A 14789-nucleotide genomic window follows, 5' to 3' on the forward strand; every position below is an offset into this window, starting at 1 on the left:
TCCCTCACATTCTTGTTCAAGAAGTTGTTGCAAGGTTAATGTGACTCGAAAATCAAAAGAATCTTTTTGAATATTCCAAATATTGTCTCGCCAAAGCGTCCGTCTGCTCCGTGTATTCACCCCCCAGCTCCCTCGTCGTTTCATTTTCCCGACTGCCGATCCAGGCGATCAGTTGCAGTCTGCGCATCATGATAAACGTAGGGATTTCCAGCTCTTCTTCTTTCGACAGCGCTCGAACTTTGCGATATCCTTTGAGCCAGGCTTGAATCAGGTCAGGCACGTACGGTTTATGCTCGATAAAAGTCAAGGACGATGCCAAATCAAAAAGATACCACCCGAACCCGCTGTCGTCAAAATCAATCACTTTCACTTGTTCGTCCAGGACAAGCAGGTTCGTGTTGCGCAAATCGGCATGAATCAGGCCGAAACGGTTTGCGTCTTTTCCAAAACGGTCCAGCCGGTGCTTGATGATATCCGCTACTTGTTGAAACAGGTGCAGTCTTTCTGGCGTAATCGCTACCCCATCCTGCCATCTGCCCCAGATCGGCCTTTCTCCCAGAATTGTTTCGTAATCCCACGTAGGACGCTTGATCTCGCGAAATGCAGCCCAGTTGTCGATCGCATGCTGATGAAAATGCGCTGAAATTTCACCGATCAGCTCAAATTGTTTGACCAGCTCTGTCTCGTTATGCGCGTCCGGCGCCTCGCCTTCCAGAAAGGTAAACAGCACGCAGCAATATTCCTGGGAGTCGCTGTCCAGTTGCACCGTCTGAATGTATTCGCCGTTTTTTCCTGCGATCGGCAGAGATACCTCGACGGAAGTATCCTGATAGATCGAGCTGATCCAGTGAACCTCCCCCTCGATCTCTGCTTTCGTGTGGTAGCCGGGGCGACATACGCGCAATACGTATTTTTCGGCAGTGGGGACGTTTTTTACCAAATAGGTAGCGTTCTCTGAGTAATTCAACAGATCGACCGTCGCTTGCGACAAGTTTGGATAGGAGTGAATGGCATGTTTGGCAACCTGATGAAAAACTTCCACATGCTCTTTCCACATCTCTGCACTTGAATGGCTCATCTTCCTGCACTGCCCCTTCCTAAAATGGGATGATAACGGACAAACCAAATCTTTTACACCAAAGCACGCGCAGCTTGTCTGATGCTCAACTCGCAACGGGACAATAATTCATCGCAATAGTTCTGGTCGCACAGCAGCCCTGGCTTGAATTGCAGCACTTTCGTGTCGAGCATCGAGTAGATCGCCCATACGCCATTGTTATAGAGCGCGCGCATGACATGTTTTGCTCCCTCAGGCTGCGCAAACTCCAGCCCCATCACTACGCCCAACTGCCGAATCCCGACGAAAAAGTCGGCATTTTGCTTTTTGATCGTTTCCAGCCCTGCGCGCAAATACCGGGATACGTAGTCGACGTTTTCGATGACTTCTTTTCGCTGGGAGATTTCCAATACTTTCAACGCTACGATACAGCCCAGCTCGGAACCGCCGAATGTCGAGATGTGGGCAAAGCCGTCTTCGTTCATCCATTGTCCTGCTCTCTCGCTCACGACCGTAGCTGCAATCGGATAAATCCCGCCGCCAAACCCTTTTGCCGTGACCAAAATATCCGGCTCTACGCCATAGTGCTCGATCCCCCACAACTTTCCTGTACGCAGCAAGCCCGTCTGCACCTCGTCGGCTATGTACAAGGAGCCGTACTTTTCGCAGAGCTGCTTCACCGCATACAGATAGCCTTTTTCCGGCAGCGGGAAGCCGTATGTGGCCGGAATGGTTTCCATAATGACGCAGGCGACATCTTCACGGGAAAGCGCGGCTTCCATAGCCTGGACATCATTAAACGGCACATGGATAAATTCCCCCGGCGCTCCTTCTCCCAAAAACGGCCGGGAATAACGCTCATTCCCCAGCGACACAGCCAATCCGGTATGACCGTGATAAGCAAATTTGACGGAGACGATTTTTTTTCGTTTCGTCGCGTACCGGGCGCATTTCAAAGCTACATCAATCGCTTCCCCTCCTCCGCTGGAAAAAATCGAATACTTCAGACTATTTGGCGTGCACCCTCCGAGTTCTTCGGCGAGCTGCGCACGCGTGATCGCGGGAAAATGATGATTCCCGATATCAAATTCATCCAAAGCATTTTTTAAGGTAGAAATAATTTCGGGATTCCGGTGCCCAAGGTTAAATGTTCCGCCATTTAAATGAAGGTCCATCAGTTGCTTCCCGTTCATATCGTACAGGTAGTAACCTTCCCGCTTTCCGATGACCAGATCGATCCCGTCTTTTTGCCATTGCCTTGTTTTTCCCGGGTTCCACCACTGGACGGACTTTTTGAGCACAGCGTCTTTATCACCGAATCTAAGCATTCGTCTTCTCCCCATTTTCAGCAGTTTTTTACGGCCAAAAGCTGGCCTCTTTACATATCCTCGGCAATCAAAAGCTCGATCTCTTTCTCGGCCAATATTTTTTTCCATTCTTCCGAGCAGCTTTTGTCAGTGATAATCATGGACGCATCCACGAGAGGACAAATGTAGGCGAAATCGGTTTTTCCAAACTTCGTATGGTCAGCCAAAACAATGACCTCTTCCGCACGCTCCATCATTTTGCGGGAAATGTTGGCCCCGTCCAGGTCGTAGTCCGTAATGCCGTCGCTCATCGAGATCCCGCTTGCAGAAATAAATACTTTGTTGGTCTTCAGACGCTCCAGCATCCTTTCCGCGAGAGGGCCGACAGCCGATTTTTGAACGCGCTCCACTTCCCCGCCGATGAAAATAATTCTTCCCTTGAACACTTCGAGAGCCAGAAGCAAGACCGGGATGGATTGAGTAATGATGGTGACGTTCTGTTTGTCCGCCAAAAAACGCACGATCTCCAGCGTGGTCGTTCCATAGCCAATCATGATACTGTCGCCGTCCTCGACAAGCTCTGCTGCCGCTTTGCAAAGGGAGCGTTTCTCTTTTTCGTTCATGGCCGCTCGCTGTTCAAAAGGTTTATCCCAGGAAGAAGTTTTCTCTTTTACAGCGCCGCCATAAACTTTTCTCAGCATGCCTTCTTTTTCGAGCTTATCCAGATCGCGCCGAATCGTTTCGCCAGAGACTTGAAGGATTTCCGCCAGTTCACGGACCTGTACTTTCCCGTCTCTTTCCAATGTTTTTAAAATTGTTTTTTTACGATCCTCAAATGATAGAGACATGACTTCATCACCTGCTACGTTTTTTTCCACACGGCCACAGTTGGAGCATCCGCTTTATTCTTTGTTGATTAATGTGGAATTGCATTGATGATAACATTGTCTATTTATTACAGTCAACGTCTCTCGCTCTTGTTGTCCCCAACGCGTGTAGCTGCGCTGCCGTTCCAGTCTGCAACAACAACTGCCTCATCCGCCACGGATCATCCTCACGACTCCTTTTCCGTTTTTTCGCATGATTCCACTTCAGAAGATGATGATTCCACAAAAAGCGATTATGTTTTCCTGCGATTCAATGTTGTATGTTGATTATTCATGTGGTTTTGACAAGATAATATCACGCCCGTTTTACCTCGTCAATATTTTTAGAAAATTATAAATTATCACTAGCGTTGCATTAATCTTTTCATACCATTCAAAATCATCATAACTTTCAGCGTTCAAGTGTTCTCAGGCATAAAAAAATCCTTTACACTGGAAAGGTCAGGTAGTTCCTGTCCAAATCCAACGCAAAGGATAGACCATGGACAAGAATACCCTATTTTCTTCATTTGGTAAATACATTTCACCCATTAATATTGTGAAATTTCAACAACGGATAGACGAAACGGATCAGGACAAGTACGTGAAAAAGTTAACGACCAAAGCATATCTACTCCTGTTTTTGCATGCTCAACTTCAGCAACGAGAAGGACTCCGAGCCATTGCAGATGATGTTTTATCAAAGAAATTCCAGCGAGAGTTAGGACTGTCGTCGATTAGTCCCGCTCAGCTTAGTCGCAAAAACAATCGAGTAGATCCAGCTTTGCTTGAAGAAATATTTGTTGACCTTGTAGGGCAAATTCAGAGACACTCGGGCAACACGTATTCCCTTCGAAAAGACATGAAAATCATTGATTCTACAACGATTGGGCTGTGTTTGCAGAAGTACAAATGGGCAACTTTCCGTAAAACCAAGGCTGGCATCAAACTTCATCTTCGTCTCGTCTTTGCCGACCAGGGGGATGTGTATCCTGAAAAAATAACCATCACGGGTGCCAAGTCCAATGACCGCACTCAAATGGAATCGTTGATTGATGAGATCGGTATGATGTACGTCTTTGATCGAGGGTATGTGGATTATGAAAAATTTGATGAATACACGGACAAAGGCATCTTTTTCGCTTCTCGTCTAAAAGATAACGCCGAAATCCGTCATCTTTATGAATTCAAAATCCCCTTGGAAAGCTCCGTTTTATCGGATTCCATGATCCTTCTTGGAACGCCTCAAAAGCGGGTAGATAACGTGCTGCGACTCATTGAAACGCTTGATTCGAAGGGAAATCTCATTCGAATCATTACGAATCGGTTCGACCTGGAAGCAGAAGAACTCAGCGACATCTATCGTTGGCGTTGGCAAATTGAGCTGTTTTTCAAGTGGATAAAGCAGCATGTAAAGATCAAGAACTTCTATGGAACGAGTGAAAATGCGGTACGAAACCAAGTATTACTCGCACTCATTGCCTACTGCCTGTTGCTCCTTGTCAAACTGGAACAAAACAGTCAGCACAGCTTGTTGCAGATCAGGAGATGGCTAAAAGTGTTTCTTTGGCAAACGTTCGAACAATGGATAGGTAGAATGAATTACCAGTCCAAACGAACATCCAGAGGGCGACAGAAAAGGAATTAGGTATTGGTTGCTGTTATCACGATTGTAATAAATGTATAAAACTACCAAATGGACAGTGGCTACCTTTTGCTTGGTTGCTGCCGTTTTTGGTTGTGTAGCTGAAAATGTCATTCAGAATACTTCGACAAATTACGAACGCATTTTTTATGCAACGCTAGTGATAAATTATATAAAATATGTTGTTGCTCTCCTCTCTGACTCCTGGCAACCAACCAGTGACGGCAAGCAACAACCAGCCATCTCTATGACGTGAATACAGGCGCCTGGGTTCTTTACCGTTCAAAGACAGGCTTGCTGTTGCCTCGCAGACAAACGGGGATCATGAGCTTGCTTTACGCCCGACTTGTGAAAATGTATATTGGAAAGCGACGGTACAAGGCCGATCGCGTTGAAGAATGGTGGTGAATGATGGCATGGCGAATTTCTACGAAGAGCTGGCGCAGGACCTCGCGAAAGTAGCCTTGGAGGTGCACGGCGTCTACCGGACGAAGCTTGCGGGCGGGATGATCTACGACGGCCATGTCAACCAGCCGACAACCAAGTGCGCTGTCATCGTCTGCTTGCGGGGACAGGCCGAATTTCGCTTCGATGAAACCGAACGCTACACGCTGGAGCCGGGCAAGGTGCTGCTCGGCGGGCTGAACAAGCGGCTGGAAATTCAGACTGCCCCGGACGGATTCGAATACTGCCTCGTGCACTACTTGCCCGTCAGTCCGCATGGGGAAGATACGCGGCGATTGACAGACGTGTCCTTGCTCCATGCCCCGCTTGACCCCGAGTTGCATCAACTGCTGGAGCAACTGCTGAAGACGGCTTCTGCCCCAGACAGCATGGGCCTGCTGGGTAAAAAAACGCTGTTCTACCACCTGCTGAACAAGGTGTTGCAGTCCGAACGCCTTCATCAAAACAAAGACAGCCATGCGTTGATCGACGAGGCGATTTTATACATTCAGGAAAATTATGCGCAGCCGCTTTCGCTCGGCCATCTGGCCAACCGCTACGGCATGAAGGCGAAATACTTTTCCTACCTGTTTCACAAGTACGTGGGAATTGGCCCGATTGACTATTTGATCCAGTACCGGATGAATCGGGCGCACGAGTTGCTATTGACAGGACAATTTTCCGTATCCGCCGTCGCCAAAAGCGTTGGCTATCTTGACGCTTACTACTTCAGCAGGCTGTTCAAGAAGCACAAAGGCGTTTCACCAGGCCGCATAGGGCTGTACCTCAGAAGAAATCGTCCATCGTAAAGTCGGGAATTCCTCCATTTTCATGGGGCAAGGAACGTGGTACATTCATATTTGTCAATGAGAATCATTATCAAATGTGATGCACACAGAAAGGATGCCTGACGAGGAATGCGAATAAAGTCATGGGCTATGATGGTCAGTCTGTTATGTTTGATTTTGCTGCTTGGAGCTTGTTCCGGCGCGAACACCCCGAATCAGAACGCATCGGGCGGCGACCAGAGCGCGAAAACGAGCCCGTCTCAGGAGCAGCAAGCCCCGGCAGCGACGTCTGGGTCGACCTCCCCGGAGTCCGCTGCGTTCCCCCGTACGATCAAGGACGCGAACGGAGACGTGACGATTGAAAAGCAGCCGAAAAAGGTTGCCGTCGTCCATTGGGGGTATGCGGATTCCTTGCTGCTGTTCGACGTGCCGTCGGTCGCGCTCGCGCTGCCGTTTACCGAAAAACAGTCCGTGCTGCATTCGGAAAGCTACAAGCCGTACGTGGAGAAAGTGCAGGAGCTGAAAATCGTCGGCGAGAACACCCAGGTGAACATGGAGGCGCTGCTCGACTACGGTCCCGACCTGATTATCGCCGGAAATACCGTCAACAAGGAGATTTTGGCCTCCCTGCCGCAAATCGCGCAAACCGTCGTGATCGACGAGCAGACGACCAGCGTCTGGTCGGACTGGCAGTCGGTTGTCACCAAGTTCGGTGAAATTTTGGGCCAGGAAGAGACGGCGAAGCGCTATATTGCGGACTATCAGGCACAGTTGCAAAGCGCCAAGGAGAAGCTGACAGCCCTGGACGGCACGGTGGCCTTCGTGCAAGTTCGCGACAAAGCGGTGTGGCTGCAGGGCACGAATTATTTGAAGCCTTATTATGAAGGCATGGGCCTGAAGCCTCCGACCTCTGCCAATCTGGATATGCAGGAAGGGGCGCAAATCACCCTCGAAGGTTTGAGTGTGCTGAATCCCGACTATTTGTTCCTCGGCTATTTCAATTACAACGACAAGACCATCCCCGCCCTGACGGATGAATGGGACGACACAGCAGTGTGGAGCAAGTTAAAAGCCGTGCAAAACAAGCATGTGTACGGAATCAACGGCGAGCTTGCCCTTGGGTACGGCCCGATCGGGAATATGTATGGGGTTAAAGCGGTGCTTGAGGCGTTGGGGAGATAGAGAAATTGGGATGTAGGAGGTAGTAGGGAAAAGGCTGTGGCGTTTGCCGTGAGGGGGCGCTGCGGCCTTTTTTGCGTTGGTTCAAAGGCACGGAAGCGACAGCCGATAAGGGCATCCACTCTCGTAACTATTGGTCATAACCGGGAGATCATAGGCTACAGATGTAGAAACTTCATCAGCAGCTTCAATTACTCCTCCTTGCCCAAAACCAATCATAACCATGGATTCCTTTTCAGGAAAAACATAACCCTTCATTGGCAAATAACGTGCCGCTAGCTAGGTCAGCCTCCGAATCTATGCTTATTCATCTTTATTTGGATAAGGTGTAAACGCCCCATCTTGATTAAGAATGGGGACTATTTTGCTTACGTCAAATTCAGACGCGATCGTTACATCATCCTGGTAGCCCATTGCAATCAATTCCTGACCAGAGCCCGTTTTAACAAGCCACTGTGGAAGCTTGTCTTTCATTTGCATCAAATACTACGACAGCAGTTAAGGCTTCTGGAGACAATCGCTGCTCTTCCAATTGGCTTAAAAATTGCTCCTGCTGCCATCAAATCCTCAAATGCCGGGCGCAAGCTCCCGTCTGGGGCCATCTTTCGCCACAAGCAATTACCGACACAACCCCCTCACTTTGCCTTGCAAAACTGGCTACTGCCGATACATTCCTAAAGCATCCCGCCACGACTGTTGCTTTTGACTCTCTCGCAAGGAATGAACACGTCGCTCCATTTGGAGAAGGCAGTACAATCCGACTCCCAAACGGTATCGTTGAAAGCTCATACGGTGAAAGCGAGATCGGTTCGCCGCGTTTGCCTGCTACTATCGCATTGACTTGATCTGCGTACTCACCAGCTGCCTTTCCTTTTGACGGGTATGGAAAGACTGTTCCTCCTCGATTCAATACAACATCTACACATGTCGTAAAGGAAAGAACATCAATAATCACCACGATATCCGATAGAGCCGCTAGTGTCCTTACTCCTTCATACCCCCAATCAAAGCGCACATCTGCGCCAGTTTGTTGGAAAAAAGTTAAATCGTCCATTTTCCTCTCCTTTTTCCCCGAATATCAAATTACGGTAAACAAAATACACAGTAAAGATGGACAAGCTTTTTACTTGCTGCGTTGCCCATTGGATACGAAAGCCAACGCATAGTTGGACCAAGATTGATGGGCGATGACCTGCACTTCCGGTCACTCTGCAAAATGGCGGACTACGTTACACACCCTTCCATTCTCCGCTCAGATTAGCACGACTGTTCTGATTACTCAAGGAGTCGATGCTACATCCTTTTCTGAACGGCTAGGTCACTCTACAATTCCCCCCATGAACGTGTACGGACACGCTCAAAGTTTTGCCGATAAAGAAGCCTGCGCGCAATTCTCGATTCAATCCATACTGTATACAAAATCGACCAAACTGTGATGATCCTTAGGAAGCGGGTAATTTTCAAATACATTGCTTAGATTCTTTGTAGCCATATCATAATAAAAAAGTCCATACTGGTTATTGGCATCCCTTCCTAGAACAAACAAGCCTTCCGTATTATCCCTCGGGTAAAAAGTTTTCACTTCCTTAATACCCGGAACATCAAAATCTTCGACCTTTTGACTGTCGATATACAATATTTTTAGCGTCCTGGGTTTGGACGAACCCATAAATGGATCGTATGTCATTAAGATTCTATTTCGATCAAGCTGCCTGGTGAGTCTGATTTCAAATTGGTCCGTATGGTAGATCGGCTGATAATGTCCAAAATCCAAATCCATCAAATAGAGTGTTTTTGGTCGAATATGTGTAACTTCCGTAACTTTACGTGTTCTCATTTCGGAATCGGAAGCAGTAAGGCTTAATAACTTCTTCGTCGTATAATTATAGGACAACGAGAAACACCAGGTGTCATCGTCGTCTGGATTTAGATAAGTAAATTCTCTCGTCGTCCGATCAAAAATAGCCGGTTGAGTAACGGTAACGAATTGCGGTGCAACGTTTGTAATCATTTTGTTATCTACTATAAACAAATCATTGAAAAGAAACTTGCCAAAGGTTAATTGTTTTCTTTCTTTCGTTTTTAGATTATATTCATACAAATTATCAACTTCGTCACCTGTAACGCTATCGCTAAAATACACTTTATTGTTCCGAAGATCTGCAAAAGCCACCGGATACCCAGGATCTACAGGAACCCTCAAGATTTCCGACATTTTTTGATCCTGAATCGAATAAAGGTACAACACTAAAGAAACCCCGTCAGCATCATTTTTTCCATTATTATAAACTGTAGCTGTTATGTGCAAATATTCCTTTAATTCTCTTTTTGCATTACCCTCAAGTGTATGTTGATTTATAGCAATGATAGCTAAAATAATAACAACGATGATGCTGCCAAGCGTTATCATTCTCTTTTTCATATTCAAACGTTACTCCTAAGCTAAAGATTTTGAATGATATCTTGTTGGAGTGGTATACGCCATTACTTCTAAAAGAACAGCGTATATCACTAGCGTTGCATTAATCTTTTCCCATCATTCAAAATACACATAATCTTTGGTATTTGGTTGTCTAGGGAACAAAAAAATCCTTTACACTGGAAAGGTCAGGTAGTTCCTGTCCAAATCCAACGCAAAGGATAGCTCATGGACAAGAATACCCTATTTTCTTCATTTGGTAAATGGGTTGCACCCATCAATATTATGAAACTTCAACAACGAATTGACGAAACGGATCAAGACAAGTACGTGAAGAAGCTGACGACAAAAGCGTATCTTCTCCTATTTTTACATGCCCAACTTCAGCAACGCGAAGGGCTTCGAGCCATTGCTGACGATGTTCTATCAAAGAAATTTCAGCAAGAATTAGGACTGTCATCGATCAGCCCCGCACAGCTTAGTCGAAAAAACAATCGGGTAGAACCTGCTTTGCTTGAAGAAGTTTTTGTCGACCTTGTCCAGCAAATTCAACGCGTTTCTGGAAAAGCCTGCTCTCTTCGAAAACACATAAAGATCATTGATTCCACTACAATTGGATTATGTTTGCAAAAGTATAAGTGGGCAACCTTTCGCGAAACAAAGGCAGGAATCAAAATTCATCTTCGTCTCGTTTTCGCAAGCCAGGAGGATGTCTATCCTGAAAAGATTTCCCTAACTTGTGCCAAATCCAATGACCGCACCCAAATGGAGTCGCTGATTGATGAGATCGGAGCCATGTACGTCTTTGATCGAGGGTACGTGGATTATGAAAAGTTCGATGAGTATACCGATCAGGGCATCTTTTTTGCTTCACGTCTCAAGGATAACGCGGAAACTCGTCATTTGTATACTTTCAAAGTACCACCAGAAAGCTCCGTTTTATCTGACTCCATGATCCTTCTTGGAACGCCACAAAAACGGGTGGATAATGTGTTACGACTGATTGAAACGCATGATTCGAAAGGAAATCGTATTCGAATCATCACCAATCGGTTCGACTTAGAAGCAGAAGAATTGAGCGACATCTACCGTTGGCGCTGGCAAATAGAACTGTTTTTCAAATGGATGAAACAACACGCAAAGATCAAGACGTTCTATGGAACAAGTGAAAATGCGGTCTGGAATCAAGTTTTTCTCGCTCTCATTGCTTACTGCTTGTTGCTTCTTGTAAAGCTGGAAAGAAACAGTCAGCACAGTCTGCTGCAAATCAGTAGATGGCTCAAAGTGTTTCTCTGGCAGACCTTTGAACAATGGATAGGCAGAATGGATTACCAATCCAAACGAACATCCAGAGGGCGACAGAAAAGGAAGTAAGTGTTGTTTGTTGTTGTCGATGTTGTAATAAATGTATAAAACTACCAAATGGATAGTGGCTACCTTTTGCTTGGCTGTTCTCGTTTTTGGTTGTGAAGTTGAAAATGTCATTCAGAATAATTTGACAATAGATGGATTCATTTTTTATGCAACGCTAATGAGCGTATATCAATGAAAAAAATTAAATCTTAACAACATTAATGGGCATGTCGGCTCGCGGTTAATAAAAGACTATCTAGGTATGCTCTGATCCGAAAATCTCTTATGGTAATACCGTACATTAGGCACTGAAGTATCTCTTGTATTCCCCGCAACCGTTTGCAAATTGCTTAATCCCCAAATATCGATAATAGCATCAGGCAAAGTCCCTACAGATGCCTGATAAAAAGTAAAGGCTTTATCTGTATCTAAATTTCTTATTGTAATATCCTTATCTCCCTTTTTAGAATAATCATACTCTTTATGAGTAGCACAATCATAGTTTTTCAGCTTATTATCTCTATTGCCGATTGAACCAGTAAAATAAGTCGCTCTGCCTGTTCCTAGAAAACTGTCGTCACCAGCCTGATACGTCAATACGTTTCGATCATCCTTCCCCCATTTCCACTGAACATTGCTAGCAGCACTGGGAACCGCTTTTTTCGAATTGGCATTACGATTCAGTGCTGAAACCGGCTCATTATGAAGGGAATAACCAGAAGGATCGTTTTCATCCGCATAATAAATGTTGTTTAGTTCGCCCGTAACTTCATCGTAAACTACTTTCATTCCCGGATAAATTTCAGGTAGAGGTGCTTGAATATAATCGCCCGCCACACTCATTTGAAACGCTTTTATTGCCAATTCATTCTCAAGCTCAATCTGCCTGGCTTCTTCTTCTGTCGCATCTTCAGGAATTTTCGCAATATGCGGTCCATCCAAATTCCTGGAAACTTGTCTAACATCGAAATTGGGATACCCGCCTTTTTCTACGACAATCTGAAGATTATCATCATAAATCAATACTGTGCCAGGTAACATGTACTGCGGAATCGTATTGTCCTCACGAGCAGATACTTCAACCGAACTCAAAAATAACTCAGCCGACATGGCAACAACTAAAAATGCAGGTAACTTTCTTTTCATAAAATGATCCCCTTTCTAAAAAAATCCGCACTTACTGCTGCTTGAGTAGACAAAATGGTAAAGTCGCAGCGTCGATCAGCAAACGTTCCACCTCACTCCTTTCCTCCTTTTATGGTTCATGCAGAATTTTCTCCACTCTCTTCCAGCACTTCTGTCGCACTAGTTGCCAGTCATACAAGTTTTCGGAAGTTGACTGCCATTTTCGGAATAGCTGCAATCCTGTACCAAACGGTTTATAGATGACTTGTATATTTGTAAAATATTTATCTAAATTCATTTTATTGGAATTTAAATGAAGTGTAAATCTAATTTTTTGTTCAAGTCCATATTTGTGTGTAAATTCCCCTCCCTCGATTAGAGGTAATCGTAAAATAGTCCCCATTACACAGGTTAATTGACAAGGTTATTGTCTCTAAGGATGGTAGCATTACCATACAGTATACCTTCAAAAACCTAATAATGATGAAGGGAGCCTAGTTACTGGCTCCCTTTGTACAGACAAAATAAACCTCTGACATTTTACCCCACTCCAACCCGCATTCCACCGTTGTCCGTAAAAATAAAGTCCTGGTTCAACTCCCCCATTTTCTCCATTTTTGACTCCATTTTTTCAACCAAAACATTATTGTTGTGAGAATAAAATATTGATACAAAAACAGGGGAAAGGCTTGATCCGATTGGATTCTGCTTTTCCCCCGATTTTTTGCTCTGGTGTTCTGGCAAAGGTTTATTCTGATTTTGTCAGGTGTTTATTGTGAATGTCAAAGGTTTATTGCTTATCTACACCCTTGTCAAAAGCAAAAATAGTCATCTTACGCCCCGCCCATCTCCCCCACTGCCACTCCCGCTTACAGCCCCAAGGCTTCTCAGCCTTTTCTCCTCCATCATCCCAATTTTTTCCTGCAATTAATGTCGTGATAAGAAACGAGTAAAAATCGAGTTCAGGACGAGCAAAATCGGGGGCAAAAAAGCAATTAAAGTCGAACGAAGAGCAGGGGAAAAAACAGGAAGAGCCTGGGGATAGGACCAAAGATTATCGGAGAAAATGATCGAGAAAAAACAGGAGAAAAATGTTCGAAGTCCTTGCCCCACAAGGCTTTCCTTCTTCTCCCCTCATAATAAATCCTCTCCCCTGATTTACGAAAAAAGCCGAGGAAAAACAGGAGTGGATACCCGCATCTCGCTCGGCTGGTGGCACGACTATTTAAGCTTTCGTACGACTGTTTATGCTTTGAGATCACTGAAATTGCTTGTTACATAGTAGGAAAATATTCTGTAAGGGTATAGGAACTTCCCAATTATTTTATTACGACCTTTACCTCATCACTACACAATAGCGTGCCTCGCCGATACACACGACAAATCATTTTGTGAGTTCCCCGATAAAGTGTTGTTTCCTGTACGTTAAGCCCAGTTTGCGTATGCCCCTTATCTAATCCACATTCATCACCAGTGTTTACTACTTCCCATAATACGGCATCAAAGTCATGGAAATTTGGAACAGCGTTAAAATAAATCGTTCTGTTTTTCGGGACTCTACCCCCAATGGTCTTTAGATTGATTCGAATGCTTGGTTTCCACTCGACAACAGCTACGATGTCAACACGATATTGAGAGCTTGCACTTTTTGCAAGAGAACGACTTTCGGCGGTTTCCGTAACAAGCCCTCCCCAATAGGAATGATCAAAAAAGTCATTCCAAGCTGATATGGCTTGGTCTTCCGTGCATTCATCTTCAAAAAGTACATCTAACTTCTTTATGTAGTTCGTGAGCCGAACACTTAAATTTTTAACCTTTTGTTCATCTTTTGCTGTTAGCAATAAACTTGTGCTGGTGTCAGTTGGATTATTTACTGATTTATCTGTATTCAACCGATCACGAATCTCTTTGATTGTGTAGTAAAATGTTTCGTCGAGACGGTCTTTAGATTGGATGCATTCTTCTACCAAGACCGATTGCACCAACCCTCCTGGCATTAGCCAGCCGCTTCTTGATTTGCAGAACATCTTTAACAATCGAACAACTTTTCGGATGTTGCCATCAGATTCGGTATTTTTTGTGTTGAACCAATCCGTGATGGATCGAGGATTTCTTAAACGCCACTGGCTTCCGCAATGTTCATACTCATATTCATCTTCTTCGTTTTTATATCTTCGGTAAATCGCAAAATCGACATGATAGCCGTCTGCATATTCAACACGAACTGCGTTGGTCAACGCTTCAGGTTCAGTTTTGAATTGCTTACATTTTCTTTTCAAAGCATCTACTACGATATTTTTTACTGAAGTAGTTCTCTCTGGAATGCTATCTTTATCAAAGACGATGGCAACGTCAATATCATACTCGCTTTGATCATTCTGAGTAATGGTACTCATAGCCATGCTTCCTTGCTCAATTATTTCAACAACGGAATAGCTGGTTTCATTTTCAGTATTGTATTCCTGCAATCCAGACTTTAATCGGCTTATATTTAAGTCTTTCTTGTCTCTAAGGTTGTTCTGCTCATCTCTTGAAAGAACAACATGATCGTTGTAAAAGGTGTTAAATTTAGAGCTTAAATTATACATGATCATTTCCCCTCTCTT

The 14789-nt window shown here is 44.8% G+C and carries 12 protein-coding genes; 4 read left to right on the forward strand and 8 right to left on the reverse strand.

Going from position 1 to position 14789, the window contains the following annotated elements; all coding sequences use genetic code 11:
* Positions 1–52: 52 nt before the first annotated feature.
* Genes M655_RS24105 through M655_RS24115 form a run of 3 tightly spaced genes read right to left on the reverse strand, consistent with a single transcriptional unit; the run spans position 53 to position 3212 of the window.
* Positions 53–1078 (reverse strand): phosphotransferase enzyme family protein, encoded by a 1026-nt coding sequence (locus tag M655_RS24105; RefSeq protein WP_026558521.1) that lies wholly within the window; start codon positions 1076–1078, stop codon positions 53–55.
* 53 nt (positions 1079–1131) lie between these two features.
* Positions 1132–2385, reverse strand: a complete 1254-nt coding sequence (locus tag M655_RS24110) for a class-III pyridoxal-phosphate-dependent aminotransferase (RefSeq protein WP_026558522.1) — start codon at positions 2383–2385, stop codon at positions 1132–1134.
* Between the two features lie 50 nt (positions 2386–2435).
* Positions 2436–3212 carry a DeoR/GlpR family DNA-binding transcription regulator gene (locus M655_RS24115; protein ID WP_005829019.1) on the reverse strand — a complete coding sequence of 259 codons (777 nt, stop codon included), beginning with the start codon at positions 3210–3212 and terminating at the stop codon, positions 2436–2438.
* Positions 3213–3732: 520 nt separating this feature from the next.
* Here M655_RS24115 and M655_RS24120 point away from each other — a divergent pair.
* The 3 genes from M655_RS24120 to M655_RS24130 all read left to right on the forward strand — a co-directional run bounded on the left by M655_RS24120 (position 3733) and on the right by M655_RS24130 (position 7289).
* A complete protein-coding gene (locus tag M655_RS24120) occupies positions 3733–4878 on the forward strand; it encodes an IS4 family transposase (RefSeq protein WP_005837477.1) in 1146 nt (381 codons plus the stop codon).
* A gap of 413 nt (positions 4879–5291) precedes the next feature.
* Entirely contained in the window at positions 5292–6128 is an 837-nt protein-coding gene (locus M655_RS24125; RefSeq protein ID WP_007786247.1) for a helix-turn-helix domain-containing protein, read from the forward strand.
* Between the two features lie 108 nt (positions 6129–6236).
* Positions 6237–7289, forward strand: a complete 1053-nt coding sequence (locus M655_RS24130) for an ABC transporter substrate-binding protein (RefSeq protein WP_007786245.1) — start codon at positions 6237–6239, stop codon at positions 7287–7289.
* A gap of 300 nt (positions 7290–7589) precedes the next feature.
* Here M655_RS24130 and M655_RS24135 read toward each other — a convergent pair whose 3' ends face one another.
* The 3 genes from M655_RS24135 to M655_RS24145 form a co-directional block, all read right to left on the reverse strand.
* Positions 7590–7760 (reverse strand): hypothetical protein, encoded by a 171-nt coding sequence (locus M655_RS24135; protein ID WP_197187167.1) that lies wholly within the window; start codon positions 7758–7760, stop codon positions 7590–7592.
* An 85-nt stretch (positions 7761–7845) separates the two neighbouring features.
* A complete protein-coding gene (locus M655_RS24140) occupies positions 7846–8340 on the reverse strand; it encodes a 2-phosphosulfolactate phosphatase (protein WP_286085909.1) in 495 nt (164 codons plus the stop codon).
* 345 nt (positions 8341–8685) lie between these two features.
* A complete protein-coding gene (locus M655_RS24145) occupies positions 8686–9708 on the reverse strand; it encodes a hypothetical protein (protein WP_005836871.1) in 1023 nt (340 codons plus the stop codon).
* A 225-nt stretch (positions 9709–9933) separates the two neighbouring features.
* Between M655_RS24145 and M655_RS24150 the strand changes: the two genes are divergently transcribed.
* The gene (locus M655_RS24150) at positions 9934–11079 is read left to right on the forward strand and encodes an IS4 family transposase (protein WP_025845287.1); all 1146 of its coding nucleotides are present in this window, start codon (positions 9934–9936) and stop codon (positions 11077–11079) included.
* A 231-nt stretch (positions 11080–11310) separates the two neighbouring features.
* On the opposite strand, the gene M655_RS24155 is transcribed toward M655_RS24150, so the two are convergent.
* Entirely contained in the window at positions 11311–12204 is an 894-nt protein-coding gene (locus tag M655_RS24155) for a hypothetical protein (RefSeq protein ID WP_007786241.1), read from the reverse strand.
* Positions 12205–13502: 1298 nt separating this feature from the next.
* Complete coding sequence (locus tag M655_RS24160) at positions 13503–14771, reverse strand: cyclic GMP-AMP synthase DncV-like nucleotidyltransferase (protein ID WP_035423437.1); 1269 nt, start codon at positions 14769–14771, stop codon at positions 13503–13505.
* Positions 14772–14789: the final 18 nt, after the last annotated feature.

The organism is Brevibacillus sp. NSP2.1 (assembly GCF_000470975.2).
Classification (GTDB): Bacteria; Bacillota; Bacilli; order Brevibacillales; family Brevibacillaceae; genus Brevibacillus; species Brevibacillus agri.

Bases quoted from the DNA above. Each gene is read 5' to 3' on its own strand.
- M655_RS24135 (WP_197187167.1), bottom strand. From the start codon at position 7,760: ATGAAAGACAAGCTTCCACAGTGGCTTGTTAAAACGGGCTCTGGTCAG.
- M655_RS24150 (WP_025845287.1), top strand. From the start codon at position 9,934: ATGGACAAGAATACCCTATTTTCTTCATTTGGTAAATGGGTTGCACCC.
- M655_RS24145 (WP_005836871.1), bottom strand. From the start codon at position 9,708: ATGAAAAAGAGAATGATAACGCTTGGCAGCATCATCGTTGTTATTATT.
- M655_RS24120 (WP_005837477.1), top strand. From the start codon at position 3,733: ATGGACAAGAATACCCTATTTTCTTCATTTGGTAAATACATTTCACCC.
- M655_RS24160 (WP_035423437.1), bottom strand. From the start codon at position 14,771: ATGTATAATTTAAGCTCTAAATTTAACACCTTTTACAACGATCATGTT.
- M655_RS24115 (WP_005829019.1), bottom strand. From the start codon at position 3,212: ATGTCTCTATCATTTGAGGATCGTAAAAAAACAATTTTAAAAACATTG.
- M655_RS24110 (WP_026558522.1), bottom strand. From the start codon at position 2,385: ATGCTTAGATTCGGTGATAAAGACGCTGTGCTCAAAAAGTCCGTCCAG.
- M655_RS24105 (WP_026558521.1), bottom strand. From the start codon at position 1,078: ATGAGCCATTCAAGTGCAGAGATGTGGAAAGAGCATGTGGAAGTTTTT.
- M655_RS24130 (WP_007786245.1), top strand. From the start codon at position 6,237: ATGCGAATAAAGTCATGGGCTATGATGGTCAGTCTGTTATGTTTGATT.
- M655_RS24125 (WP_007786247.1), top strand. From the start codon at position 5,292: ATGGCGAATTTCTACGAAGAGCTGGCGCAGGACCTCGCGAAAGTAGCC.
- M655_RS24140 (WP_286085909.1), bottom strand. From the start codon at position 8,340: ATGGACGATTTAACTTTTTTCCAACAAACTGGCGCAGATGTGCGCTTT.
- M655_RS24155 (WP_007786241.1), bottom strand. From the start codon at position 12,204: ATGAAAAGAAAGTTACCTGCATTTTTAGTTGTTGCCATGTCGGCTGAG.